We start from the raw sequence: 25,339 nt of genomic DNA on the forward strand, positions 1-25,339 counted from the left end.
GCGTGCTCCTGGGTCTCGGCCGCATGGGATCACCGTAGATCATGATTGCTAGCCAGGCTAGTTGTTTGCTGGGCTAGGATGCGAGACGTGGAAGACGAGCCGGCGGCCGGGCACACGGCGCACTACTGGTACCCCGACGAGCCGTCGGTCGTGGAGCTGCTCGAGGCCGTGCGGCGTTTCCGCAGGTCCGACCACGAGATGCGGCGACGGCTGAGCGCCGGCATGGACATGAACGAGACCGACCTCCAGGCGCTGCAGCTCGTCATCGCGGCCGAGTCCCACGGCGGTCAGGTGCACCCGCGCGACATCGCCGCCCACCTGCGGATCTCGACCGCGTCCACCACCAAGCTGCTCGACCGGCTCACCGCGTCCGGGCACCTGCAGCGCGGGGTGCACCCCACCGACCGGCGCTCCGTCGTCGTCTCGAGCACGCCGCACGCGCACCACGAGATCCGCGAGCGGCTGGAGCGGATGCACGCCGCCATGGCGGCGATCGCGCGCGACGTCCCCGTGGAGGCCCGTCCCCACGTCCGCGACTTCCTGCGGGCGATGGCCGCCCACCTCGACTCGGAGGGCGGCGTCGCGCCCCTGACCAAGGACCCCGCGCTCTGACACGCGCACGGCCGGGGGTCAGCCGAGCTCGACGAGCTCGCGCACGTCGTCGTCGGGCAGCGCGTCCGCGACCGCCGTCACGACGAGCTCGTCGAGCCGGGCGAACCCGTGGTGCACGTTGAGGAACGCCGTGTCCGACGCGTCGCGCCCTGTCGCGATGCGCACGAGGCTCGACCGGGGTGCGAGCGTGGTCGCGTCGACCACGCACCAGCGGCCGTCGACGAACGCCTCGGCGACCGCGTGGAAGTCCATGGGTGACAGGCCGGGCGCGTAGACCGACACGACTCGCGCGGGCACGTCCAGGGCCCGCAGCAGCGCGACGACCAGGTGGGCGTAGTCGCGGCACACCCCGCGGCGGGCCAGCAGCGTGCGGACGGCACCGTCCGTCGGCAGGCTCGACCCCGGCACGTACGCGAGGCGCGACCCGACCCACGAGCTGACGGCCGCGAGCAGGTCGACGCCGTCGAGGCCCGCGAACTCGGCGCGCGCCGTCGGGCCGAGCGTGTCCGACTCGCAGTACCGGCTCGGCCGCAGGTAGCGCAGCAGGTCGACGTCCTGCGCGGCGAGGCCGGGTGCGCGCCCGCGGACCGACGCCGCGTAGTCGAGCACGAGCCGGCCCGGGTCGGCGTGGACCACGTGGAGGCGGGTGCCGTGCGCGTCGTGCACCTCGGTCGAGCCGACGTGGCGGCCGTCGAGCGTGACCGTGAGCTCCTCGTCGGCCGCGAGCTGCGTCGAGACCGCGATCTCGAACGCGAGCGTGACGGAGGACGTGACGTCGAGGCTGAGGTGGGCCGACAGGTCGCGCTGCACGCGCCCATCGTGGGGGACGCGGGCCGTGCCCGCCCGGCGAGCGCTGTCAGACCGGGTCACCAGGCCGAGCGCACGTAGTCCTTGAGGAAGCAGCCGAACAGCGCTTCGCCGGCCTCGCCGCGCACGATCGGGTCGTACACGCGGGCGGCGCCGTCGACCAGGTCGAGGGGCGCATGGAAGCCCTCCTCGGCGAGCCGGACCTTCGTCGGGTGCGGCCGCTCGTCGGTGATCCACCCCGTGTCGACGCTCGTCATGAGGATGCCGTCCTCCGCGAGCTCCGTGGCGCTCGTGCGCGTGAGCATGTTGAGCGCGGCCTTCGCCATGTTCGTGTGCGGGTGGCCGGGGCCCTTGTAGCCGCGCGAGAAGACGCCCTCCATCGCGGACACGTTGACGACGTAGGCGCGACCGGACGTGGTCGCGCGCATCGCGTGCCGCAGGCGGCTGACGAGGATGAACGGCGCCGTCTGGTTGCACAGCTGCACCTCGAGCAGCTCCATCGGGTCGACCTCGTCGACCGTCGCGACCCAGCTGTTGGTCTCGGCGGTGTCGGGCACGAGCCCGCCGGCGTCTATCGCGGTGCCGGCCACGAGCCGGGTCAGCGACGCCGCGTCGGCCGTGAGGGCGAGCTCGGCGACGCCTGCCTCGCGGACCAGGCCGAGCGACGGGCTCGTCAGCTCGGTCACCGAGCCGGCGAGCGCGGCCGGGTGCGCGGCGCTCGTGCGGCCGAACGTCGTGATCTGCGGCAGCACGCCGTCGGGCAACGGCTCGAGCTCGGCGTCGACCAGCTTCGCGTAGGCGCCGGGGGAGCGGCGGACCGTCTGGGCGGCGTTGTTGATGAGGATGTCGAGCGGCCCGCGCGCGGCCACGGTGTCGGCGAGCGCGACGACCTGGGCGGGGTCGCGCAGGTCGATCCCGACGATGTCGAGGCGGTCGATCCAGTCGGCGCTGTCCGGCATGGCCGCGAACCGGCGGGCAGCGTCGCGCGGGAACCGGGTGGTGATCGTGGTGGCGGCCCCGTCGCGCAGCAGGCGCAGCGCGATGTACATGCCGATCTTCGCGCGCCCTCCGGTGAGCAGCGCGCGCTTGCCGGTGAGGTCGGTGCGGGCGTCGCGCTTCGCGTGGTTGAGGGCCGCGCACGTAGGGCAGAGCTGGTGGTAGAACGCGTCGACCTGGACGTACGGCTCCTTGCAGATGTAGCAGGGCCGCGCCTTGAGCAGCGTGCCGGCGGTCGCGCCCTGGACGGACGAGACCAGCGGGATGCCGTTCGTCTCGTCGTCGATGCGGCCGGGGCTCCCCGTGGCGGTCGCGTGGATGACGGCCTGGTCGGCGGCTGCGATCGCGTCGCGCCGCTCGGCCCGGCGCTGCTTCTTCGCGGCCTTGAACAGCGCGGACGTCGCGCGCCGGCCGAGGGCCAGGTGCGGGTGGTCGGACGGCAGCCGGCTGATCTGGTCCGCGACGCGCAGGAAGACCTCGAGCTCCGCGGGGTCGACGCCACCCGGCACGGCGGTGCCGGTCGGCTCGGTCGCAGGGGCGGTGGTGGGCGCGCTCATGGTGGTGTCCTCGGTCGTCGTCGGGGGAGCCGACGAGCAAGGGGCACGGGAGCCGGGCGCGCAGGCGCGCCCATCGTACCCGGGGCGCTCGGGCGGGCCGCGGGATCCGCGGCCCGTGATGTCCCGCTCGTCCTGTTCGTCACGACTTCCGCTGCTACGTTCGAGATCGCGAGCCCCGCCGGTGACGGCAGCCAGGCCGGCCCCCGGAGGACGGACCAAGGAGCCAAGGTGAGCGAGACGTCAGACCGCACGAACCCGTTCGGGCCCATCCACGGCCGAGCCAGCTTCCGGACGCACTTCGACCGTGCGACGTTCCCCGAGGACGGGCTCAGCCCCGACGAGACCTACGAGCTGCTGCACACCGGGCTCATGCTCGACGGGCGCGAGACGCTCAACCTCGCGTCGTTCGTGACGACGTGGATGGAGCCGCAGGCCGAGGCGCTCATCCACGACTCCCTGCGCAAGAACCACATCGACCACGAGGAGTACCCCGCGGCGTCGCTCGTCGAGGAGGCGTGCGTGCACATGCTCGGGGACCTGTTCAACGCGCCCGACCCTGCCAAGGTCGTGGGGGTCGCGACGATCGGCTCGTCGGAGGCGATCATGCTCGGCCTGCTCGCCCACAAGCGGGCGTGGAAGGAACGTCGCGTCGCCGCCGGACTGCCCGCCGACCGGCCCAACGTCGTGTTCGGCGCCGAGACGCACGTGGTGTGGGACAAGTTCGCGAACTACTTCGACGTCGAGATGCGCAAGATCCCGATGAAGCCGGACCGGTTCGTGCTGGGTGCGGACGACGTCGAGGCGCACGTCGACGAGAACACGATCGCGGTCGGCGCCGTGCTCGGCACGACGCACATCGGCGAGGCGGACCCGATCGAGGAGATCAACGACCTGCTGGTGCGGATCAAGGCCGAGAAGGGCTGGGACGTCCCGCTGCACGTGGACGGCGCGAGCGGCGCGTTCGTCGCCCCGTTCGCCGAGCCCGACCTGCGCTGGGACTTCCGGCTCGAGCAGGTCGCGTCCATCAACGCGTCGGGCCACAAGTACGGGCTCGTGTACCCGGGTGTCGGGTGGCTCGTGTTCCGGGACGCGTCCAAGCTTCCTGAGGACCTGGTGTTCAGCGTGAACTACCTCGGCGGTGCGCAGCCGACGTACACGTTCAACTTCTCGCGCGGGTCTGCGATGATCCAGGCGCAGATGTACAACTTCCTGCGGCTGGGCCGCGCGGGGTACACCGCGATCGTGGAGACGATGCTCGCGAACGCCCGGCACCTCAACGAGGCGCTCGAGGCGTCGGGACGGTTCGAGATCCTCAACCCGGGGCTCGCGGAACCGGTCGTGACGTTCCGGATCAAGGGCGACCCGGGTTTCGACGTCTACCACCTGTCGTCGCGGCTGCGGGAGAACGGCTGGATCGTGCCCGCGTACAGCCTGCCGCCCGACGCCGAGGACGTGCATCTGATGCGGGTCGTGGTCCGCCTCGACCTGAGCCGGCAGATGGTCGACATGCTGCTGCGCGACCTCGACCAGGCGTGGGACGCGCTGGCTGCCGAGCAGCCGGTGCAGCGCGTCACGACGAAGCCTGACGTGTGGACGTCGCCCGACAAGGCCGCCGCGCACAGCAAGGCCCGCACCGGTCTGAAGCGGTGACGGCACCCGACGTCGGGCCGCTGCCCGAGCTCCCCGCGGGCTGGACGGCGGTCCGTACGCGCGGGCCGGGGCCGTTCGTGACGCACGCGGTGCTCGAGCGGCCCGACGGCGTGCAGGTCGAGTGGACGTCCCGGCGGCACCGCAAGCGGCTCGGCCTGCGCACGCCTGGTGCGGCGCCGGCGGGCGGCGGTGCGTCGGCGTCGAGCTGGTGGATCGGGGCGCTGTTCGCGGTCGGGTCGGTGTGCTTCGCGCTCGGGTCGCTGCCGCTGTTCTTCGACGCGGTCCCGCCGCGGGCCGTGGGGTGGACGTTCTTCGTCGGGTCGGTCTTCTTCACGAGCGCCGCGTACCTCCAGTACGACGAGGCCGTGCACGCGCCGACGGACATGGTGACGGCGGGACGACGACCGTGGCGGCTGACGTCGCTGCTGCACTGGCACCCCCGACGCATCGACGCGTGGGCGGCGACGATCCAGCTCGTCGGGACCGTGTTCTTCAACGTCAGCACGTTCGCGGCGACGCGGGCCGACCTTGCCGTGGACCAGGACAGGCGCCTGGTCTGGGCGCCCGACGTGCTGGGGTCGGTGTGCTTCCTCGTGGCGAGCTGGCTGGCGTACTCCGAGGTCAACCGCGGGGTGCTGCCGCGGCCTGACCGGTCGGTGGGGTGGTGGATCGCGGGGGTGAACCTCGCCGGGTCGGTGCTGTTCGGCGCGGCGGCGGTGGGGGCGCGCTACCTGCGGTCGACGGGTGAGCTCGCGAACGTGGCGCTCGTGAACGCCGGGACGTTCCTGGGGGCGGTCGGGTTCCTGGTCGGGGCGGTGCTGCTGCCGGTGGAGTCGGCGCGGGACCGGGCGACGGGCTGAGCAGGTGGCGTCCGCCTGACCGTTGACCGGCCCACGGGCTGCACGTACCGTGCAGTAACGCTGCCGTCCGAATGGTGAGATCGCTGATGACGCTCTTCCCGACCGTGCTCCTGACCGGCGCCCTGCCCGATGCCTCGCGGGCACACCTCGAACGGCACGGGATCGTCCTCGTCGACGCGCACGAGCATCCGGACGTCGAGGTCGTCACCGCCGGGGCGACGCCCGTCCGCGGCGCACGCGGCACCGTGGTGCTGACCGGCGCGCACCCGTCGCCCGAGGTCACGGCGCTGCTGGCCGCCCACGGCGTCACCGTGCAGGACGCCGGCCCGGGCCGCGTCACGCTCGGCCGCCCGGTCCCGCTGCCGTCCGCCGCGGTCGACCTCGACCTGCTGGCCTGGACGTCCTCGCCCGTCCTCGACGTCCCCGCGACGCTGGTGCTCGACGGAGAGGGCGTCAGCGCCGTCGCGCGCGTGCTGCGCGACACCGACGCCGAAGGGGCCACGGGTCCGGTCGTCGTCGCGCTCTGCGACGCGACCGCCGAGGGCACCGGCCCCGTGGTCGTCGTCTCCGCGGACCTCGACGAGGGACCCGCCGCCGTCGAGATGCTGCTCGACGCCGTCCACGCCGCGGCCGCCGACCGTCCCCTCACCGCCGAACCCGCCGCCGCGGCACACGCGTCGGACCTCGTGCAGCATCCCGCCTGGCTGCGCCTGCGCGCCGACGTCGGCGCGCTGCGCGCCCTGCAGGTCAAGGACGGCTCCATCCCGGACACGGACGCGCACCCCGAGGCCCGCCGGCTCGCGGCCGCCATCGCGGGCGCGGTCTCGACGCTCGTGCCGTTCGTGCCGCACGACGAGGACTACCTCGCGGCCGTGACGAAGGACCTCGCCCGCTGGGTCGACGACGGGTTCGGCGTACCCGACTTCCTCGACTCGCTCGTGCTGTTCCACCCCGAGCGGCTGCGGGTCGACGGCCTGCGGCACCTCGTGCTGTTCCCGATGTACACGCAGAACGGCAGCACCGACCGACGGTTCGAGGCCGTCCTGCTCGAGGTCCGCTGGCCCGAGATCGTCGCGCACCTCGAGGCGACCCGGTTCTCCAACCGGATGTTCGTCCCCGTGCGGTTCCTCGACTTCACCGCCGGCTACGACACCAACTCGGCCGTGCTGTTCCCCGAGACGGTCGCGGTGCGCGAGGTCCCCGTGTTCACGTGGGGCGCGATCTTCGCCGACCGCGAGGCCGCCCGGTTCCGCCGCGTCGTGCGCGCCGCCGCCGAGACCACCCGGCTCGCGCTGCCGCCCGACGCCGCCCGGCTGCTCGACGACCAGCGGCTCGCCGAGGAGACGTTCGTCCTGTGGGACCTCGTGCACGACCGCACCCACATGCGCGGCGACCTGCCGTTCGACCCGTTCATGATCAAGCAGCGGATGCCGTACTTCCTCTACTCGCTCGAGGAGCTGCGTTGCGACCTCACCGCGTTCCGGCACGCCGTCGCGCTCGAACGCGACGGCGTCCCGCACGCCCGGTACGTGCAGTACGCGGTGCTGTTCGACCGCATCTTCCGGTTCCCCGTGACCGGCACGCGCGTGCGCAACTACGACGGCCTGGGTGGGCAGCTGCTGTTCGCGTGGCTCCACCAGCACCACGTGCTGGACTGGACCGACTCCCGCCTGACCGTCGACTGGCCGCGCGTCCCCGACGCCGTCATCGCCCTGGGCGAGCAGATCGAGCAGCTCTACTGGCGCTCGATCGACCGGCCGAAGACCGCCCACTGGCTCGCCGCCTACGACCTCGTGTCCGCGACGCTCACCCCGCACCCGGCGTCCGTGTGGGCCGGCGGCAAGGCCGCGCTGCCCGTCGACGGCCTGCCCAAGGACCTCACCGACGCGATGCTCCCCGACGAGTTCCCGCTGTCGATGTTCTACGAGGCCCTCGCCCGCAAGATCGGCGACGTCGTCGCGTCGACGTCGGGCATCACCGCCTGACGGCCCGCGCACCCGCGGGTCGGTGGACCGCGCGAGCGAGTGTCCGACCGTGCGCGTCGAGGCGTTCGCCGACGACCGCGACGCGTTCGTCCTGACCTGCGCACCCGCGGCCGGGACCGCACCTCGGGACGGCTCCCGCAGCGGTTGCCGCCGGCCGTCCCGCGCGTAGGTTGAGTGCGGGCGGCGACCGCCGCGGACACCGGCTACGGAGGTTCCGATGGGCTCGATCAACGACGACGACATCACCACCAGCGACGTCCCCGGCGGCGAGGGCATCGCCGACGGCGGCGCCAACCCGTCGGGTCACGACGGCGGAGCGGACGGCTCGGCTGCGGGCGAGGGCCCGGCGGACGGCGGCGCGAACACCGGCGGCCACGACGGCGGTGCCGACGGCTCGGCCGGTGAGGGTCCCGCCGACGGGGGAGCCAACCCCGCCGGGCACGACGGCGGCGCCGACGGGTCCGCTTGAGCGCGCCTGTGAACGGAGTCGGCGCGGGCCGGTCCACCGACCGGCCCGCGCTCGCACGCCTGGTCGCCGTCGCGGCGGACGCGTTCGCTCGCGACCACTGGGGCCGCGCGCCCCTGCTCACCCCCGCCGCCGAGCTCGGCGGCGGCTTCGCCGACCTGTTCTCGCTCGACGCGGTCGACGAGCTGGTCTCGCGGCGCGCCCTGCGCACGCCGTTCGTCCGGATGGCCAAGGACGGCGAGGTCCTCCCACCCGCCCGGTACACCGCCCCGGGAGGGTACGGCGCCGAGGTCGGTGACCAGGTGGCCTCCGCCAAGGTGCTCCAGGAGGTCGCCGACGGTGCGACCCTCGTGCTGCAGGGCCTGCACCGGACGTGGGAGCCCATCGCCGAGCTCACGCGGCACCTCGCCGCCGAGCTCGGCCACCCGTGCCAGGTGAACGCGTACGTCACCCCCGCGCAGTCCCGCGGGTTCGACCCCCACTACGACGTGCACGACGTGTTCGTCCTGCAGGTGCACGGCGAGAAGCACTGGCGGATCCACGACCCCGTGCACCCGGACCCCCTGCGCTCGCAGCCGTGGTCCGACCACCGCGACGCGGTCGCGCAGCGGGCGACCGAGCGACCGGCGATCGACGAGACGTTCCGACCGGGCGACGCCCTGTACCTGCCGCGCGGGTGGATCCACTCGGCGACCGCGCTCGGCGGCATCTCGATCCACCTGACGATCGGCGTGTCCTCCTACACGCGGTACGACGTCGTCCAAGAGGTGCTCGCGCGGGTCGCCGCCAGCCCGGAGCTGCGCGGGTCGCTCCCGTTCGGGCTCGACCTGGACGACCCCGCGGCCGCGACACCCGTCGTGGAGCAGGCCCTCGCCGAGCTCGTCACGGTGCTCGAGAAGGCGCAGGCCGACCCCGCGACGGCCGAGGGGGTGCGCCGCGCGCTCGCGGCACGCCTCGCGCGCGACGTCCCCGCCGCCCCGGTCCGGCCGCTGGCGACGGTCGACGCGCTGTCGCGGTTCGGCGTCGACGACGTCGTCGTGCTGCGCGGCGGGCTGCACCCTCGACTCGTCGTCGACGGTGGGAGCGTGGTCCTGCGGCTGCCGAGGTCCGCGGTCACCCTGCCCGTCGCGGCGCACCCCGCGCTGCAGGCCCTGCTCACCGGCACGCCCGTGCGCGTCGGGGACCTGCCCGACCTCGACGCGGAGTCCGCGGTCGTCGTCGCGCGCCGGCTCGTGCGCGAGGGCGTCCTGGTGCCCGTCGGCGCATGACGACCGGGGCGAGCGCGCGGCCCCCTGGGTGGCGGCCCTGCAGCGACCTCTCCCTGGCACGAGGCGACCCGCTGCGTGGGACCGCAGGGCGGGGGGAGCGCTGGCTGCTCGTCGAGGTCGACGGCGGCTGGGGCAAGCACGCGTTCCTCGACTCGACGCTCGACGCGGACCTCGCGGACCGGCTTGTCAGGCGCGTCGAGCGCGCCGGCGTCCGCACCCTCGCGATCCGCCGCACCGGTCTGCGCGCGGACGTCCGCCGCGCGCAGCGCACCTGGTCGTGGGCGCTGGTCGACGCCCGCCCCGGGCACGAGGAGGTCCGGTGGGGGAGCGTCGACGACCCTGCCGAGCTCCTCGACCTGCCCCTCGACGGCTCCGCGGGCGTCCCGTCCGCCGACCCGGTCCTGTGCGTCTGCACCCACGCCCGGCACGACCAGTGCTGCGCTGTCCGTGGCCGACCGGTGGTGGAGGCGCTCGCAGCGGCACACCCGGATCTCACGTGGGAGTGCTCGCACCTGGGCGGCGACCGGTTCGCCGCCACGATGGTCGTCTTCCCGGAGGCCCTGCTGTTCGGTCGCGTCGAGCCGGCCGACGCCACGAGGCTCGTCGAGCGGTACCGGGCCGGGCGCGTCGACGTGCCGACGTTCCGCGGCCGGGCGTCTCTCACGAACGTCGAGCAGGCCGCGCACGCGTTCGCGCGCGACCTCACGGAGGACGACCGGATCGACGCGTTCTCCACGGTGTCGCACAGCGAGCACCCCGGCGGGTGGACCGTGGTGCTGGACCACGGCACGGAGCGGCTGGTCGTCGAGCTGGGCGCCGAGCTGTCCGAGCCGATGCTCAGCACGTGCGGCGCGACGCACACCGTGCGCGTCCGCGAGTTCGTGCTCCGGTCGTTGGGGACGCCGGCGGCGCGCTGACGGGGTGAGCACCCGTCCGGTTGCGCCGGCCACGCTCGCCCCCTGGAATGGCTGCGTGGCCCTCTCCGCCGAGGTCCCCGGTGAGGTCCTCGCCGCCGCACGGGCGCGGCTCGCGGACGTGACCGCCGACCGCCGCGACCTGTTCGAGCTGCGCCTGGCGCGCTGGTGGGACGACCTGCGGGACGGCGTCGGGCACGTCTACCCGGACTCCGCGGAGCTGCTCCTCGAGCTCGTCGGCGCCGCCGCTGAGGCGTACGCGGAGCGGGACCCCGAGCTGCACCGGCTCGACCAGGAGCGCACGCTCGCGCCCGACTGGTTCCAGCGCCCGCAGATGCTCGGGTACGCGACGTACGCGGAGCGGTTCGCGGGCGACCTCGCGGGCGTCGCGGAGGGGATCGGGTACCTGCGGGACCTCGGCGTCACGTACCTGCACCTCATGCCGCTGCTGCGCCCACGCGACGGGGACAACGACGGCGGGTACGCGGTCGCCGACTACCGCCAGGTCCGCGCCGACCTGGGGACGATGGACGACCTGCGCGACCTGGCGGCGCGGCTGCGACGCGCGGGGATCAGCCTCGTGCTCGACCTGGTGCTCAACCACGTCGCCCGCGAGCACGCGTGGGCCGTCGCGGCCCGGGCGGGCAGCGCGCAGCACCGCGACTACTTCCTCGTGTTCCCCGACCGCACCCTGCCCGACCAGTACGAGCAGACCCTGCCCGAGGTGTTCCCGGACTTCGCCCCGGGCAGCTTCACGTGGGACGCCGACCTGCAGGGGTGGGTCTGGACGACGTTCAACTCGTGGCAGTGGGACCTCAACTGGGCCAACCCGCGCGTGTTCGCCGAGCTCGCGCGCGTGGTGCTGTTCCTCGCGAACCAGGGTGTCGAGGTGCTGCGGCTCGACGCGATCGCGTTCCTGTGGAAGCGCATGGGCACGACCAGCCAGAACGAGCCCGAGGTGCACGCGATCACGCAGGCGCTGCGGGCGCTGGCGCGGATCGCGTGCCCCGGGCTGATCTTCAAGGCCGAGGCGATCGTCGGCCCGGCGGACCTCGTGCACTACCTCGGCGCGGGTGCCCGGCACGGCAAGGTCAGCGACCTGGCCTACCACAACGCCCTCATGGTCCACGTGTGGTCGATGCTGGCCGCGAAGGACGTGCGGCTCGCGTCGCACGCGCTGCGCGCGCTGCCGCCGGTGCCGTCGACGACCGCGTGGGTCACGTACGTGCGGTGCCACGACGACATCGGGTGGGCGATCGCCGACGAGGACGCCGCGGCCGTCGGCCTGTCCGGGCCCGCCCACCGGGCGTTCCTGTCCGACTGGTACTCGGGCGAGTTCCCCGGCTCGGACGCGCGCGGCCTGGTGTTCCAGCACAACCCGGCGACGGGCGACCGGCGGATCAGCGGCACGACCGCGAGCCTCGCGGGGCTCGAGGCGGCACGCGAGTCCGGCGACGACGAGGCGGTCGACGGTGCGGTCGCGCGGGTGCTGCTCGCGCACGCCGTCGTGATGGGCTGGGGCGGCATCCCGGTGCTGTGGTCAGGCGACGAGGTCGCGCTCCCGAACGACCCCGCGTGGGCGGACGACCCCGCCCACGCGGGCGACAACCGATGGGCGCACCGGCCACCCCTCGACCTCGACGCGCTGGCTCGCGCGCAGGGCCCGTCGACCGTCGAGGGGCGCGTCCTGGCCGGCCTGCGGCACCTCGCCCGGACCCGCGCCGCGCTGCCGCACCTGCACGCCTCCGTGCGGCCCGACGTGCTGGGGCCGGACGACCCCGGCGTGCTCCTCGTGGCCCGTCGGCACCCGCTCGGCACGATGCTGGCGGCGTACAACGTCACCGCGCAGTGGCGGCCGGTCGCCGGCTGGAGGCTGCGCGAGCACGGCCTCGGGCACGCCGTCGACGCGCTCACCGGTGCGGACGTCGGCCCCGGCGACGACGACCAGCTCTGGCTCGCCCCGTGGCGTGCCGTGTGGCTCACGGCGGCCGACGCCTGACGTCGTCGGCTGTGGGGCCGGGGCGAGGGTTTCCCCGCTGCCGTCCCACGACCCCTGCTCCCTACCGTCGACGGGACGGGCCGATCCGCGGCCCGCACCACGAAGAGGGGGCCCACCATGAGCCAGCACCACCACCGTCCCGACGCCGTCGGGACCCACCGCCGGAGGCACCGATGACCGCCGTCCTGCACAAGGCGCACTTCGAGTTCTTCGACGCCACCGGGTTCACCGCCGGGACGACGAAGGTCAAGAAGCTCCTGCTGCCGCGCCGCGCCGCCGGTTTCTTCACCGACACGACGGTGACCGCGTCCGCCACGCCGTTCTACGCCACGAACGAGGACCGGCAGCTCAAGGTCACGTCCGTCGCGATCCGCGCGAAGGACCCGAACACGGCGTCCGGCAACCTGCCGACGGTCCACGTCGAGATCGAGAGCGTCGGACCCGACGCCCCGCTCATCTGGTACCTCAACCTGTCGTTCACCGAGCCGTGAGATCGGAGCACACCATGAAGGCGTACGTGACGTACACGAACGACGGCAAGGTCGCCTCGCTCGGGATCGGCGAGAGCCTCCAGCCCGACGACGACGTGCCCGGCGCACAGATCGACCTGCCGGACGACTTCCCGACCCTGTCCGGGCCGGACGCCGAGCGCGAGGTCGCCCGCGCCGTCGGCCGGCTGGTCAGACCGACCGGCACGACCTGACGGCCGGCACCACCAGCCCCCACCGGCCCACCCAACCGGTGGGGGCTCCCGGCTGCGGCCGGGCCCGGTCCGTCGCACGATGATCGTCCACGTCGCGCCCGCGGCGCCGCGAACGCGAGGAGGCACCGTGCGACGAGGAGTCCCAGGGCGAGGACCGCTGCCGTCGATCTCGGTCGTGGTGCCCGCCCGCGACGACGCCGACGCGCTGGCCCGGTGCCTGCAGCTCCTCGCGGAGCAGACCGTGGCACCCCACGAGGTCGTCGTCGTCGACAACGCGTCCTGCGACTCGACGCGGCTCGTCGCCACGGCGTGGGGCGCCCGGGTGGTCGTCGAGGAGCGCATCGGGATCCCGGCGGCGGCGTCGACGGGCTACGACGAGGCGCGCGGCGACGTCGTCGCGCGCCTCGACGCCGACTCGCGGCCCGGCCCGCGCTGGGTCGAGCGCATCGGTGTGCGGATGCGTGACGAGCCGGCCCTCGAGGCGGTCACGGGCGTGGGCACGTTCGACGACCTGCCGCCCGTGGTGGGCACCGCGGCCGCCGTCGTCTACCTCGGCGCGTACTACGGCCTGTGCCACCTGGCCCTCGGGCACACGGCCCTGTGGGGATCGTCGATGGCGGTCCGCCGCGCGTCGTGGCTCGCGGTGCGCACCGCCGTCCGCCGGGAGGACCCGGACGTCCACGACGACCTCGACCTCGCGTTCGCGCTCGGTCCGCACCGGCGGATCCGCCTCGACCGCGGGCTCGTCGTCGGGGTGTCGTCGCGGTCGCTGCGGGGCAGCGCCCAATGGTGCCGGCGGTGGGCGCGGGCCTGGCGGACGCTGCGGCTCAACTGGGAGTCGACGCCGCCGTGGGCGCGCTGGCGCGTGCGGGTCGCGCGGTGACGTCCGCGGCGGTGGCGGCGGTGCGGCTGCTGCTGCTCGCCGACACGCACGTACCGCGCCGCGCGCGCGACCTGCCTGCGCAGGTGTGGGCGGCCGTCGAGGAGGCCGACCTCGTCGTCCATGCGGGCGACTGAGTCTCGGACGAGTTCTGCGACCTGCTCGAGTCGCGGTCGCGGCGGCTCGTGGGCTGCCACGGCAACAACGACGGCTCGGCGCTGCGGCGGCGGCTGCCCCGGGTCGCGCACGTCGAGGTCGGCGGGGTGCGCCTGGCCGTGGTGCACGAGACGGGCGCGGCGGCCGGCCGGGAGCGTCGCTGCGACGAGGAGTTCGACGACGTCGACGTGCTCGTGTTCGGGCACAGCCACATCCCGTGGGACACCGTCACGCCGCGTGGGATGCGGTTGCTCAACCCGGGCTCGCCGACCGACCGGCGCAGGCAGCCGTTCGGGACGTACCTGACCGCGACGGCCGCCGCGGGCGTGCTGGAGGACGTCGTCCTGCACCGCCTGCCGCCGCGCGCGGACGTGCCGACCCGCAGGTGAGGCTGCGCGTCGGGGTGTGTTCGCCTCACGCGAACGACGCTTCCGCACCACTGGCACTCGCGCACCCGGAGTGCTAATTCTGTGTGTGTAGCCAGCCCGGCGGCAGCGGCCGGGCAGCGCCCGAGGCCCGGGTGGTCCGGCGCCTCGATCGTGAGGAGGTGAGGGTGATGGCTACCCGACTGGACCCGTTCCAGGAGTTCGACCGACTGGTCGCGCAGGCGCTCACGTCCGAGCGGGCGTCCGCGACGATGCCGATGGACCTGTACCGCTCCGGGGACCACTACGTGCTCCACGTCGACCTGCCCGGCGCCGACCCCGGGACCATCGACGTCAACGTCGACGACCGCACGCTGACGATCCGCGCGCAGCGCAGCGCCCGCACCGAGCAGGACGTGCAGTGGCTCGCCAAGGAGCGCCCCGTGGGCACGTACGCCCGGCAGCTCACGGTCGGCCGCGGTCTCGCGCTCGACGCGATCTCGGCGACGTACGCGGACGGCGTGCTCACGCTGAGCATCCCCGTCGCGGAGGAGGCCCGGCCGCGCCGCATCGAGGTGCAGCACGCCGGCGACACGGCCCGGATCACCTCGGAGGCGGACGCGAGCGTCTGACGCGCCGCGGGGTGCGGTGGGCGCGAGAGCGCCGCCCCGGGGAGACACCGGGACGCCCTGTGCGGGCGAGCCGAGCTCCGCACCCCTGATCGACGCGTGCGCCGTGCGTCGAACGGCCGACGTCCCGACCTCGGGACGTCGGCCGTCGCGCGTCCGTGGCCGGTCGTCGCCGCTGCGGTGGCGGATCCCGGTGCACTCCCCACCATGGACTGATGACCGACGACCAGAGCACGCAGCAGGACCCCCGCTCCCAGCACCCCGGCCCCGAGGTCCAGCCGGCCGAGACGATCCCGCACCCGGGCCTGACGGAGCAGATGCCGCAGGAGCCGGACCACGGCGAGTCGTCCTACCAGGGGTCCGGACGGCTCGAGGGCCGGCGGGCGCTCGTCACCGGTGCCGACTCGGGCATCGGCCGCGCCGTCGCGCTCGCCTTCGCACGCCAGGGCGCCGACGTGGTGATCTCCTACCTGCCGGAGGAGGAGCAGGACGCCCGGGAGACGGTCCGGCTGGTCGAGGCGGCCGGGCGGCGCGCCGTGACGTGCCCGGGCGACGTCCGTGACGAGCAGTACTGCCGGGACCTCGTCGAGACGACCGTGCGCGAGCTCGGCGGGATCGACGTCCTCGTGAACAACGCGGCCTACCAGATGGCCCAGGACGACGGGCTCCTCGGCATCACCACCGAGCAGCTCGACCGGGTGCTGAAGACGAACGTGTACGCGCTGTTCTGGATCACCGCCGCCGCAGTGCCGCACATGGAGCCGGGCTCCTCGATCATCAACACGAGCTCGATCCAGGCCACGCAGCCGAGCCCGCCCCTGCTCGACTACGCCGCGACGAAGGCCGCGATCCTCAACTTCACGAAGGGCCTCGCGCAGCAGCTCGGCGAGAAGGGCATCCGCGTCAACGCGGTGTGCCCGGGCCCGATCTGGACCCCGCTCATCCCGGCGACGATGCCGCCGGACAAGGTCGAGTCGTTCGGTGCGGACACGCCGCTCGGCCGCGCCGGGCAGCCGGCCGAGCTCGCCCCGGCGTACGTGTTCCTCGCGTCGCAGGAGTCGAGCTACGTCACGGGCGACCGGATCGCCGTGACGGGCGGCCGGATCCTGTGACGCCGCCGTCCCGTCCCGGTCTCGGGGTGCGGATCGGCCCGCCGGCACCGACGATGCCTTGCAGGTGCAGCGACGTCGCCTCCCGCGGTCGAACGAGGAGGACGACGTGCGCGCACTGACCTGGCAGGGACGTGAGGACGTCCGGGGCGAGACGGTCCCGGACCCGCGGATCGAGGAGCCGACCGACGCAATCGTCCGGGTCACGTCCACGGCCATCTGCGGCTCCGACCTGCACCTGTACGGCGTGCTCGGCATGTACCTCGACAAGGGCGACGTGCTGGGCCACGAGGCCATGGGGGTCGTCGAGGAGGTCGGGTCGGGAGCGGGCCGCCTCCAGGTCGGCGACCGCGTGGTCGTCCCGTTCGGGATCGCGTGCGGCACCTGCTGGATGTGCCGCCGCGGGCTCATGTCCCAGTGCGAGACGACTCAGGTCCGCGACCAGGACAAGGGCGCCGCGCTGTTCGGGTACACCAAGCTCTACGGCCAGGTGCCGGGCGGTCAGGCGCAGTACCTGCGTGTGCCGCAGGCGCAGTTCGGGCCCGTCGTGGTCCCGGACGACGGCTCTCCCGACGAGCGCTACCTGTACCTGTCCGACGTGCTGCCCACGTCGTGGCAGGCCGTCCAGTACGCCGACGTCCCGGCCGGGGGGTCCGTCGTGGTGGTCGGCCTCGGGCCGATCGGGCAGATGTCGGCCCGGATCGCCGCGCACCGCGGTGCGTCGCGGGTCATCGGGCTCGACCGGGTGCCCGAGCGGCTCGAGATGGCGCGCCGGCACGGGATCGACGTGATCGACGTGAAGGCGGTGGACGACTCGCTCGGGGCGGTGCGCGACCTGACCGACGGGCGCGGCGCCGACTCGGTGATCGACGCCGTCGGCATGGAGGCGCACGGGTCACCCGGCGCGTCCGCGGCCCAGAGGGCGGCGGGGCTGCTGCCCGACGCGGTGTCCCGGCCGTTCGTCGAGAAGGCCGGGATCGACCGGATGGCGGCGCTCCAGACGGCCATCCGGCTCGTGCGGCGCGGGGGCACGGTGTCCATCTCGGGCGTCTACGGCGGTGCGGTCGACCCGATGCCGATGATGGATCTCTTCGACCGGCAGATCACCCTGCGCATGGGGCAGGCGAACGTCCGCCGCTGGGTCGACGACTTGCTCCCGCTCGTCTCGGCCGACGACGACCCCCTCGGCGTGCTCGACCTGCGGACCCACCGCGTCCCGCTCGAGCAGGCGCCGGACGCGTACGCGATGTTCCAGGAGAAGCGCGACGGCTGCATCAAGGTCGTGCTAGACCCCGCCGCGACCGAGGGAGGGCACTGACATGGGACCGCAGACTCCCCGCCCGCTCGCCGTCGTCACGGGCGCCTCGAGCGGCATCGGCCTCGAGCTCGCCCGGCAGCTCGGCGAGCGCGGCTTCGACCTGCTCATGACGGCAGAGGACCCGCAGGTCGTCGTCGCCGCGGACGCCGTCGCCGGGCAGGACTGCGCCGTCCGCGCCGTCGTGGCCGACCTGACGCGGCAGGACGGCGTGGACCGGCTCGTCGCCGACGTCATCGCCCTCGGCCGACCCGTCGACGTCCTCGCGCTCAACGCGGGCGTCGGGCACGGCGGGGCCTTCCTCGACACGCCCGTCGAGGGCGACGTCGAGGTCGTCATGCTCAACGTCCTCGCGACCGTCCGCCTCGCCAAGGCGTTCCTGCCCGCGATGGTGTCCCGCGGCGCCGGGCGCGTGCTGTTCACGGCATCCACGGCGAGCCTCATGCCCGGGCCGTACTACGCGACGTACGCGGCGTCGAAGGCGTTCGTCCTGTCGTTCGCGGAAGCGCTCCGGTACGAGCTCAAGGACACCGGCGTCACCGTCACCGCACTCCTTCCGGGGCAGACGGACACCGACTTCTTCGAGCGCGCCGACATGCAGGACACGCCTGTCGGCCGCGGCGGCAAGGACGACCCCGCCGACGTCGCCGCGCAGGCGCTCGACGGTCTCATGGCCGGCAAGGACAAGGTCGAGGTGCGCAGCCTGCGCGCCCGGAGCCAGACCGCCGCCGCGGCCGTGCTGCCCGACCGCGCCAAGGCCGCCGTCCACGCGCGCTTCACCCGCCCCGACGACCTCGACGAGGACGACTGACGGTGGGGACCCCCACGGTCGCCGACGGCGTCGTCGCACGCCTGCTCGACTGGGGCGTCGACCGCGTGTTCGGCTACGCCGGCGACGGCGTCGACCCGCTCCTCGCGGCCCTCGCACGCCGACAGGACCAGATCGCGCTCGTCACCGCCCGGCACGAGGAGATGTCCGCCTTCATGGCGAGCGGGCACGCCAGGTTCGGCGGCGGCGTCGGTGTGTGCCTCGCCACCCAGGGCCCCGGCGCGATCCACCTGCTCAACGGGCTGTACGACGCCAAGCTCGACCACGTCCCGGTCGTCGCCCTCGTCGGCCAGGTCGTGACCACCGCGCTCGGCTCCGGCTACCTGCAGGAGGTGGACCTGGCGACGCTGCTCAAGGACGTGTGCGGCGAGTACCTGCAGACCGTCATGACCCCCGAGCAGCTGCCGCTCGTCCTCGACGACGCGTTCCGCACCGCGCTCGCGGCGTCGGCGCCGGTCGCCGTGATCCTCCCGCACGACGTGCAGAAGGCCGACCTTCCCGACGACGAGCGGCACGAGCACGGCCTCGTGCCCACGTCCACCGCGTTCGCGCGCGGCCGGTCCGTGCCCGGACCCGACGAGCTCGCTGCGGCAGCGGAGCTCCTGGGTGCCGGGGAACGCGTGGCCGTGCTGCTCGGCCAGGGCGGCCGCGCGGCCGCCGAGCAGGTGCGCGCCGTCGCCGAACGGCTCGGCGCGGGCGTCACGACCTCCCTGCTCGGCAAGCCCGTGCTCGACGAGGGGCTGCCGTACCACTGCGGCGTCATGGGCCACCTCGGCACCACGGCGTCCGCGGACCTGCTCGGGTCGTGCGACACGCTCCTCGTCGTCGGCAGCAACGATCCGTGGACCGAGTTCTACCCCGCACCCGGTCAGGCGCGCGCCGTGCAGGTCGACGTCACCGCCCGGAACATCGGCACCAAGTACCCGGACGAGGTCGCCCTCGTCGGGGACGCGGGCGACACGCTCGACGCGCTGCTCCCGCTCCTGCCCGAGAAGGCCGGATGGCGGCAGGACGTGGAGTCGTTCACGCGGACCTGGCACGCCGTCGTCCGGCGCCGCGTCACCCAGACCACCGAGCGGCTCAACCCCCAGCGCGTCGTGCACGACCTGAGCGCCGCCCTCCCGCACGACGCGCAGGTCGCCGTCGACGTCGGGTCCGTCACCTACTGGTACGCACGGTTCCTGCGCCTGCCGCCCGGCGTCCCGGCGCACCTGTCCAGCACGCTCGCGTCGATGGGCTGCGCCCTGCCCTACGGCATCGCCGCCAAGCTCCTGCACCCGGACCGGCCCGTGGTCGCGCTCGCGGGCGACGGCGCCATGCAGATGAACGGGCTCGCCGAGCTCATCACGGTCGCGGACCGCTGGCGCGACTGGGCCGACCCCCGGTTCGTCGTCCTCGTCCTGCACAACGGCGACCTCGCGGAGGTGTCCTGGGAGCAGCGCGAGATGGAAGGCGACCCGCGCTTCCCGACGTCCCAGCACGTGCCGTCGTTCCCGTACGCGGAGTACGCCGAGCTGCTCGGCCTGCGCGGGATCCGCGTCGAGCGCGAGGACGACGTCGAGACCGCCTGGCGGTCCGCGTTCGCGGCCGACCGGCCCGTCGTGGTCGAGGCGGTCATGGACCGCGACGTCCCCCTCCTCGCACCCCGGCAGCCGGACGAGAAGGTCGACCAGATGCTGCGGGGTCTCGCCCAGGAGGCGCACGCCTCCGACGCGCGCCGGCTCGTCGAGGAGCAGCGCCGGCACGAGCGGGCCTGAGACCTCAGAGCCCGAACGCCTCGCGCGGTCGCCCGTGGAACCGCGCAGGTCACGAGCCGGTCAGGCCCGCGGCTCCGGGCCCGGGTCCTCGACCGTGACGTCCGGGTCGATGCGGTCGGCCGTCCTGAGCCGGTCGTCGAGCTCCGCACGTGTCCCGCTCACCTGCTCGGCGCGCACGCGCGCCTCGTTCTGCATCGCGGCCGCGTCGGCCGCCCGCGAGTCGGCCTCCGCCTGCGCGAGCCGGGCCTGCGCGTCGAGCCGTGCGGCCTCCGCCTCGCGCCGCTGCAGCTCGACCTGCTCGGCGGCGGCCTTCTCGCGGATCTCCTGGGCCTTCGCCCGCTGCGCCTCCTCGCGCCCGCGGCCACGCCGCCCGACCAGCAGGACGATCGCGACGACGACGAGAACGGCTGCGACGGCGATGATGATCCACCCGGTCGTGTCCATCTGTGCACCTCCTCGGATCGGCCCCCCTCCTGGGCATTGGACTGCCGTCCGGATGGACCCGCAACCGCACGTGCCTGGGGCGGTGCCGCTGCACCGCTGCCCGTTCGGGCAGCCGTCCTGCTCGCGGGGGCGGGCCGCGCGGCCCTGACCGGCGCCCGTCGGCTGCCTACCGTGGGAGTGCGGGCCGACGTCCGCCCTTGCCCGACGGCGGCCGGCGGTCGTTCCGCGCGAGACGCATCGCCACCGCGGCCGACGCGGGCCCGAGCGCACCGGCCCGCGGCAGGCCGCCCGGGGACGTCCCGGCTGCCGTACGTCGTCGGGGAGGTCGTCGTGGACCGCTTGGCTGTGGAGCGCAACTTCGCGAGCCTGTCGCTCAAGGACCTGCTCGAGGCGCGGGACAACTACCACTGGCACCTCACGTCGATGACGAACGTCGTCGGGACCGCCGTCGGCCTGTACTACGTCCGTCGGGCGGAGCCGTGGCCGAACGAGACGCCGCCCGCGGAGGCCGGTCGGGCCCGCACGGACAAGGGCCCCCGGACGTTCGCGAACAGCGAGGTCCGGGCCTACTCGTGGCCGTGCGTGCTCGTGCTGGTGGACCGCTGGGTCGAGCGCGAGGAGTTCGGCACCGGGGAGGGCCAGGTCCCGCCGGGGGAGATGGTGCCCAGGACGCTGTACATGCCTGACGGCCGGACCGTCCCCGTGTGCGTCGTCCAGGTGGACGCGCAGGAGCCGGCCGGCGACCTCCTGCCCGCCTGGACGTGGCCGAAGTCGGTGATCGGGGGAGGCTTCCCTCTCGTGGCACGGTCGCAGGGGGTCGACCACGTCGCAAGCGTCGGCGGGCTCGTCACCGACGGCCACACCGTGTACGCGCTGACCAGCCGTCACGTCGCCGGGCCCGAGGGGACGCCCGTGTCGACGCTGCTGCGCGGCCGGCGCGTGACCGTCGGGACGTCGACGAGCAAGCAGCTCACGCGGCTGCCGCTCGGCGAGGTGTACGCCGACTTCACGGCCCGGCGCACCTACCTCACCCTGGACGCAGGTCTCGTCGAGGTGGGCGACCTCGACCAGTGGACGTCACAGATCTACGGTCTGCCGCCCCTGGGCGAGCTCGCGGACCTGAGCGAGCGCAACATCGGCACCCGGCTGATCGACGCGCCTGTCGTCGCCTTCGGCGCCGCGTCCGGCCGGCTCGACGGTCGCATCGCCGCCCTGTTCTACCGGTACCGCAGCATCGGCGGCTACGACGAGGTCACCGACCTGCTCATCGCCCCGCAGCCCGGCACCCCGGGCTCCCAGCCGGGCGACTCGGGCACCTTGTGGCACCTGCGGGAAGAAGGGTCCGACCGGCTGCGGCCGATCGCGCTGCAGTGGGGCGGTCAGAGCTTCGTCTCCGGCGGCGGCACGAAGAACTTCAACTTCACCCTGGCGGCCAACCTCTCGAACGTCATCCGGCTGCTCGACGTCGAGCTCGTGCTCGACCACAACCGTGGCGCTCAGCCCTTCTGGGGAAAGACGGGCCACTACGGCATCGCGGCCCTCGCGTGCGCGCAGGTGACGTCCCCGGGGCTGCGGACGCTCATGCACGAGAACGTGGACCGCATCAGCTTCCCGCTCGACGGCTTCGACGCCGACGCGATCGACCAGGCGACCAAGGACGCCAAGAAGAACGGCTCGTTCATGCCGCTCGCCGACGTCCCCGACCTCATCTGGAAGAACCTGGCGACCAAGGTGCCCGGCGGCCGCGACACGAGCTTCAGCGGGCACGGCACCACGGGGCCCGAGCACCCGACCCACTACGCCGACATCGACGTCGAGGACGCCACAGGAGCGACCCTGCGGCAACGCTGCGTCGACGACCCCGCGAACGTCGCGGTCACGGTGTGGCAGGCGACCTACGACGCGCTGGGCGAGACAGAGTCGACGAAGCGCGGCCTGCTGCCCTTCCGGGTCTGGCAGTTCTACGACGAGCTCGTCGCTGCCCTGACCGCCGGCGACCTGCGCCGCTACGTGTGCGCGGCGGGGCTCATGTCGCACTACGTCGGCGACGCGTCCCAGCCCTTGCACGGCTCACACCTTGCCGACGGGATCGACGCCGGTCCGCAGCAGGGCAAGGGCAAGGGCGTGCACTCGTCGTTCGAGACGTACCTGGTCGACTTCAAGGCCGACGAGATCCTGCTGCGACTCCCGGCGGCGGCGGACGCCCTCGCCCAGGGTCCGCGCCCGCCGATCACCACCGGGCAGGAGGCCGCGGTCGCGGTGGTGCAGCTCATGGACCGGGCCGCGCACACGATCGACGCCATGGCGCTCGTCGAGGCGTACGCCGCGACCCAGACGGGCCAGACGAAGAACCCGACGCACAACCACGCGGTCCTCGAGGCGCTGTGGCAGCAGTTCGGCGACGCCACGATCGACGTCCTCGCGGACGGGGCGGTCACGCTCGCGCAGATCTGGGAGGCGGCGTGGGTCGAGGCCGGTGCCGAGCAGCGGTTCGCTCAGGAGCAGCTCGTCGGGATGGACCGTGACGAGCTGCGCGCGCTGTACGAGGATCCCAGGTTCGTCCCGTCGCTGGATCTCGACGACATCGGCGCCGTGCTCGTCCCGCACCCGTGACGTCCTCCTCGACCGGACGTCGGTCAGGCGGCCTCGCGCTCCGAGCGCCTCACGTGGGACCGGGCGTGGTCGAGGGCCGGCGCGAGCTCGTCGAACAGGTGGTTCTCGTGGCGGAGCTCGTCGAGGACGCCCACGCGGGTCAGCAGTGGCAGGTGCGCGGGCTGGATGCCCTTGACCAGCACCGTGACCCCGGCCAGCTCCAGGTCGGCGACGAGCTCGGCCAGCGCGTGCGCGCCCGTGGCGTCGATCAGGCGGAGCTGGGAGAGCCGCAGCACCACGACGCGCGCGTCCGCGTCCGCGCGGATCTCGGTGCCGATGCGTTCGGCGGCCCCGAAGAACATCGCGCCGTCGAGCCGGTACAGCGCGATGTGCTCGTCACCGTGGAGGGCGGGGCCGGGCAGCGGCTCGCGATGGACCGACGTCGCGCGTGACACCGCGCGCAGCGCGAAGAACGCGGCGACGAGCAGACCGATCTGCACGGCCTCGATCAGGTCGACGGCGATCGTGATGATCGCCGTCACCACCAGCACCAGCGCGTCCGCGCGCGTGCTGCTCAGCACGGCGCGGATCGCGTCCACCGAGACCATGCGGACCGCCGTCATCATGAGCACGCCGGACAGCGCCGCGAGGGGGATCGCCGAGACCGCGCTCGTGCCGAGGTAGATCACGCCGACGATCACGAGCGAGTGCGCGACCGCGGCGAGCCGTGTCCGGGCGCCGGCGCGCAGGTTCACCGCGGTCCGCGCGATCGCCCCCGTGGCGGGCATGCCACCGAACACGGCCGACGCCATCGAGGCGAGACCCTGGCCCACGAGCTCGCGGTCAGGGTCGTAGCGCCGCGCGTTGTCGCTGGGTCCGAGCGGTGGCCGACCGCGGCCCACCGTCGTCGGCGGCATGGCCGCCGCGACCCGGGCCGACAGCAGCGACTCGATCGCCGCGAGCGCCGCCACGGCGACCGCGGGCCCCATCAGCGACCTGAGCAGCCCGGGATCGACGGCCGGGAGCGTCGGGACCGGCAGGGAGTCGGGCAGCGCGCCGATCCGCGCCACCGGGGCGTCCGTGAGCTGCGCGATGACGGTGACGACCACGACCCCGACCAGCGAGGCCGGGACGCCCGGCGCGAGCCGGGGCAGGACGAGCATGACGGCGGCGACGATCGCGACGGCAGCCAGCGTCCAGGCGACGGTGGGCCCGGAGTGCCTCACGGAGTCCACGGCGACGACGAGCGGGTTGCCGCCGACCGCCGCCGTGACGCCGACGGCGGCCGGGACCTGCTGGAGGAAGATGATCGTCGCGATCCCGAGCGTGAACCCTTCGACGACGGGCCACGGCACGAACGTCACCACGCGCCCCAGCCGCGACGCCCCGGCGAGGAGCACGATCACGCCGGCCAGCATCGCCACGACGGGCACGACCGACGGCCCGTGCGTCGCCACGATCGGCGCGAGCACCACGGCCATGGCCCCGGTCGGTCCGGAGACCTGGACGCGGGAGCCACCGAACACGGCGGCGACGATCCCGGCGACGACGGCCGTGACCAGGCCGGCGGAGGCTCCGACGCCGGCGTTGACGCCGAAGGCGAGGGCCAGCGGGAGCGCGACGATGCCGACCGTGACGCCGGCGACGAGGTCGTTCCGCAGCGTGCGGGGGCGCAGGTCCAGGTCGGCCCGACCGGGAAGCAGCCCGCGAGGTGACCAGCTCAGGGTGTGCCACCACCCACGTGCGCGTCGGGGAGCGCGGGGAGGTCGTCGGCCGCGGCGAGGCGGGCGCCGGACTCGCTGAGCGTCTCTCGCAGGAACGCGCGCGCCACGACCAGCAGGTCGGCGACGAGCGGGCGGCTCAGGCGGTAGACGACCGTGTTGCCGGTGCGCGCCGACGTCACGACACCGGCGCGCTTGAGCACGGCGAGGTGCTGCGACAGCACCGACGCCTCGACGCCTGTCGTGCCGAGCAGGCTGCTGACCGGCGCCGAATGATCGGCGGCGGCGCTGAGCACCTCGAGGACCTGGATCCGGGTGGGGTGCGCGAGGGAGCGGAACAGCTCGGCCTTGATGGCGTACAGCGGAGCGGTCGTCTCCGTGATGGGCATGGCACCTCCAGTCGTTGCGCAGTTTAGCAATCGCTCAAGCGACTCCGGACCAGCGGCCTCGATGCGCGGCGTGGAAAATGTCCTCGGAAAGCCGAAAGGCCGTCCCGGATCTCTCCGGAACGGCCTGTGACCTGCGGCAATGCTGGTGGGCGATACTGGGATCGAACCAGTGACCTCTTCCGTGTCAGGGAAGCGCGCTACCGCTGCGCCAATCGCCCAGGGGTGGTGCTGTGGGGGAGTGCAACCGAGGTGGAGATGGGATTCGAACCCACGTATACGGCTTTGCAGGCCGCTGCCTCGCCTCTCGGCCACTCCACCCTGAGACCGCAGTCCTCA

At 73.8% G+C, this 25,339-nt stretch carries 22 protein-coding genes, 2 tRNA genes and 1 pseudogene; 18 read left to right on the forward strand and 7 right to left on the reverse strand.

Annotated elements, in window-relative coordinates; genetic code table 11:
* Positions 1-87: 87 nt before the first annotated feature.
* Entirely contained in the window at positions 88-612 is a 525-nt protein-coding gene (locus J7523_RS13925; protein ID WP_291887653.1) for a MarR family transcriptional regulator, read from the forward strand.
* An 18-nt stretch (positions 613-630) separates the two neighbouring features.
* Here the strand turns inward: J7523_RS13925 and J7523_RS13930 are convergent, their stop codons facing one another.
* Both J7523_RS13930 and J7523_RS13935 read right to left on the reverse strand, forming a co-directional pair.
* Entirely contained in the window at positions 631-1,422 is a 792-nt protein-coding gene (locus J7523_RS13930) for a transglutaminase family protein (protein WP_291887656.1), read from the reverse strand.
* 56 nt (positions 1,423-1,478) lie between these two features.
* On the reverse strand, positions 1,479-2,972 hold the full coding sequence (locus tag J7523_RS13935) for an SDR family oxidoreductase (protein ID WP_291887659.1): 1,494 nt from the start codon (positions 2,970-2,972) through the stop codon (positions 1,479-1,481).
* Between the two features lie 228 nt (positions 2,973-3,200).
* Here J7523_RS13935 and J7523_RS13940 point away from each other — a divergent pair, with 228 nt between their 5' ends.
* From J7523_RS13940 to J7523_RS14015, 16 genes and pseudogenes are all read left to right on the forward strand, one after another.
* The gene (locus J7523_RS13940; RefSeq protein WP_291887661.1) at positions 3,201-4,622 is read left to right on the forward strand and encodes a glutamate decarboxylase; all 1,422 of its coding nucleotides are present in this window, start codon (positions 3,201-3,203) and stop codon (positions 4,620-4,622) included.
* On the forward strand, positions 4,619-5,482 hold the full coding sequence (locus J7523_RS13945; RefSeq protein WP_291887664.1) for a YrhK family protein: 864 nt from the start codon (positions 4,619-4,621) through the stop codon (positions 5,480-5,482). Before J7523_RS13940 ends, J7523_RS13945 begins: the two co-directional genes overlap by 4 nt.
* Positions 5,483-6,168: 686 nt before the next feature.
* Complete coding sequence (locus tag J7523_RS13950; protein ID WP_291887801.1) at positions 6,169-7,467, forward strand: DUF6421 family protein; 1,299 nt, start codon at positions 6,169-6,171, stop codon at positions 7,465-7,467.
* Positions 7,468-7,684: 217 nt separating this feature from the next.
* The gene (locus tag J7523_RS13955; protein WP_291887667.1) at positions 7,685-7,936 is read left to right on the forward strand and encodes a BatC protein; all 252 of its coding nucleotides are present in this window, start codon (positions 7,685-7,687) and stop codon (positions 7,934-7,936) included.
* A complete protein-coding gene (locus tag J7523_RS13960) occupies positions 7,933-9,201 on the forward strand; it encodes a cupin domain-containing protein (protein WP_291887670.1) in 1,269 nt (422 codons plus the stop codon). Before J7523_RS13955 ends, J7523_RS13960 begins: the two co-directional genes overlap by 4 nt.
* Positions 9,198-10,118 (forward strand): sucrase ferredoxin, encoded by a 921-nt coding sequence (locus J7523_RS13965; RefSeq protein ID WP_291887673.1) that lies wholly within the window; start codon positions 9,198-9,200, stop codon positions 10,116-10,118. The genes J7523_RS13960 and J7523_RS13965 overlap by 4 nt, the downstream gene beginning before the upstream one ends.
* 55 nt (positions 10,119-10,173) lie before the next feature.
* Positions 10,174-12,114, forward strand: a complete 1,941-nt coding sequence (locus J7523_RS13970) for an alpha-amylase family protein (RefSeq protein ID WP_291887676.1) — start codon at positions 10,174-10,176, stop codon at positions 12,112-12,114.
* Positions 12,115-12,287: 173 nt separating this feature from the next.
* Positions 12,288-12,605, forward strand: a complete 318-nt coding sequence (locus J7523_RS13975; RefSeq protein WP_291887679.1) for a hypothetical protein — start codon at positions 12,288-12,290, stop codon at positions 12,603-12,605.
* A gap of 14 nt (positions 12,606-12,619) precedes the next feature.
* Positions 12,620-12,817 carry a hypothetical protein gene (locus J7523_RS13980; RefSeq protein ID WP_291887682.1) on the forward strand — a complete coding sequence of 66 codons (198 nt, stop codon included), beginning with the start codon at positions 12,620-12,622 and terminating at the stop codon, positions 12,815-12,817.
* 127 nt (positions 12,818-12,944) lie between these two features.
* Positions 12,945-13,700, forward strand: coding sequence for a glycosyltransferase family 2 protein (locus J7523_RS13985; RefSeq protein WP_291887684.1), 756 nt, complete (start codon positions 12,945-12,947; stop codon positions 13,698-13,700).
* Between the two features lie 20 nt (positions 13,701-13,720).
* Positions 13,721-14,242: pseudogene (locus J7523_RS13990) on the forward strand (metallophosphoesterase).
* Positions 14,243-14,409: 167 nt separating this feature from the next.
* Positions 14,410-14,850 carry an Hsp20/alpha crystallin family protein gene (locus J7523_RS13995; RefSeq protein WP_291887687.1) on the forward strand — a complete coding sequence of 147 codons (441 nt, stop codon included), beginning with the start codon at positions 14,410-14,412 and terminating at the stop codon, positions 14,848-14,850.
* A 212-nt stretch (positions 14,851-15,062) separates the two neighbouring features.
* Positions 15,063-15,959, forward strand: a complete 897-nt coding sequence (locus J7523_RS14000; RefSeq protein WP_291887690.1) for an SDR family oxidoreductase — start codon at positions 15,063-15,065, stop codon at positions 15,957-15,959.
* Positions 15,960-16,065: 106 nt separating this feature from the next.
* On the forward strand, positions 16,066-17,274 hold the full coding sequence (locus tag J7523_RS14005) for a zinc-dependent alcohol dehydrogenase (protein ID WP_291887693.1): 1,209 nt from the start codon (positions 16,066-16,068) through the stop codon (positions 17,272-17,274).
* A 1-nt stretch (position 17,275) separates the two neighbouring features.
* Positions 17,276-18,082 (forward strand): SDR family NAD(P)-dependent oxidoreductase, encoded by an 807-nt coding sequence (locus tag J7523_RS14010; RefSeq protein ID WP_291887696.1) that lies wholly within the window; start codon positions 17,276-17,278, stop codon positions 18,080-18,082.
* Between the two features lie 2 nt (positions 18,083-18,084).
* On the forward strand, positions 18,085-19,857 hold the full coding sequence (locus J7523_RS14015; protein WP_291887699.1) for a thiamine pyrophosphate-requiring protein: 1,773 nt from the start codon (positions 18,085-18,087) through the stop codon (positions 19,855-19,857).
* Positions 19,858-19,917: 60 nt separating this feature from the next.
* On the opposite strand, the gene J7523_RS14020 is transcribed toward J7523_RS14015, so the two are convergent.
* Positions 19,918-20,301, reverse strand: a complete 384-nt coding sequence (locus J7523_RS14020) for a hypothetical protein (protein WP_291887702.1) — start codon at positions 20,299-20,301, stop codon at positions 19,918-19,920.
* A gap of 330 nt (positions 20,302-20,631) precedes the next feature.
* Between J7523_RS14020 and J7523_RS14025 the strand changes: the two genes are divergently transcribed.
* Positions 20,632-22,914 carry a S1/P1 Nuclease gene (locus J7523_RS14025; RefSeq protein ID WP_291887705.1) on the forward strand — a complete coding sequence of 761 codons (2,283 nt, stop codon included), beginning with the start codon at positions 20,632-20,634 and terminating at the stop codon, positions 22,912-22,914.
* Between the two features lie 23 nt (positions 22,915-22,937).
* On the opposite strand, the gene J7523_RS14030 is transcribed toward J7523_RS14025, so the two are convergent.
* From J7523_RS14030 to J7523_RS14045, 4 genes are all read right to left on the reverse strand, one after another.
* On the reverse strand, positions 22,938-24,617 hold the full coding sequence (locus tag J7523_RS14030; RefSeq protein WP_363267051.1) for a SulP family inorganic anion transporter: 1,680 nt from the start codon (positions 24,615-24,617) through the stop codon (positions 22,938-22,940).
* Positions 24,614-25,003 (reverse strand): metalloregulator ArsR/SmtB family transcription factor, encoded by a 390-nt coding sequence (locus tag J7523_RS14035; protein WP_291887708.1) that lies wholly within the window; start codon positions 25,001-25,003, stop codon positions 24,614-24,616. Before J7523_RS14035 ends, J7523_RS14030 begins: the two co-directional genes overlap by 4 nt.
* A 143-nt stretch (positions 25,004-25,146) precedes the next feature.
* Positions 25,147-25,221 (reverse strand) — tRNA-Val (locus tag J7523_RS14040).
* Between the two features lie 29 nt (positions 25,222-25,250).
* A tRNA-Cys gene (locus J7523_RS14045) sits at positions 25,251-25,321 on the reverse strand.
* Positions 25,322-25,339: the final 18 nt, after the last annotated feature.

The sequence above is a fragment of the Cellulomonas sp. genome, assembly GCF_017744555.1.
GTDB lineage: Bacteria > Actinomycetota > Actinomycetes > Actinomycetales > Cellulomonadaceae > Cellulomonas.

Coding starts and splice junctions, on each gene's coding strand:
- J7523_RS13935 (WP_291887659.1), bottom strand. CDS start 2,972: ATGAGCGCGCCCACCACCGCCCCTGCGACCGAGCCGACCGGCACCGCC.
- J7523_RS13955 (WP_291887667.1), top strand. CDS start 7,685: ATGGGCTCGATCAACGACGACGACATCACCACCAGCGACGTCCCCGGC.
- J7523_RS13965 (WP_291887673.1), top strand. CDS start 9,198: ATGACGACCGGGGCGAGCGCGCGGCCCCCTGGGTGGCGGCCCTGCAGC.
- J7523_RS13975 (WP_291887679.1), top strand. CDS start 12,288: ATGACCGCCGTCCTGCACAAGGCGCACTTCGAGTTCTTCGACGCCACC.
- J7523_RS13980 (WP_291887682.1), top strand. CDS start 12,620: ATGAAGGCGTACGTGACGTACACGAACGACGGCAAGGTCGCCTCGCTC.
- J7523_RS13995 (WP_291887687.1), top strand. CDS start 14,410: ATGGCTACCCGACTGGACCCGTTCCAGGAGTTCGACCGACTGGTCGCG.
- J7523_RS14000 (WP_291887690.1), top strand. CDS start 15,063: ATGACCGACGACCAGAGCACGCAGCAGGACCCCCGCTCCCAGCACCCC.
- J7523_RS14010 (WP_291887696.1), top strand. CDS start 17,276: ATGGGACCGCAGACTCCCCGCCCGCTCGCCGTCGTCACGGGCGCCTCG.
- J7523_RS14020 (WP_291887702.1), bottom strand. CDS start 20,301: ATGGACACGACCGGGTGGATCATCATCGCCGTCGCAGCCGTTCTCGTC.
- J7523_RS14035 (WP_291887708.1), bottom strand. CDS start 25,003: ATGCCCATCACGGAGACGACCGCTCCGCTGTACGCCATCAAGGCCGAG.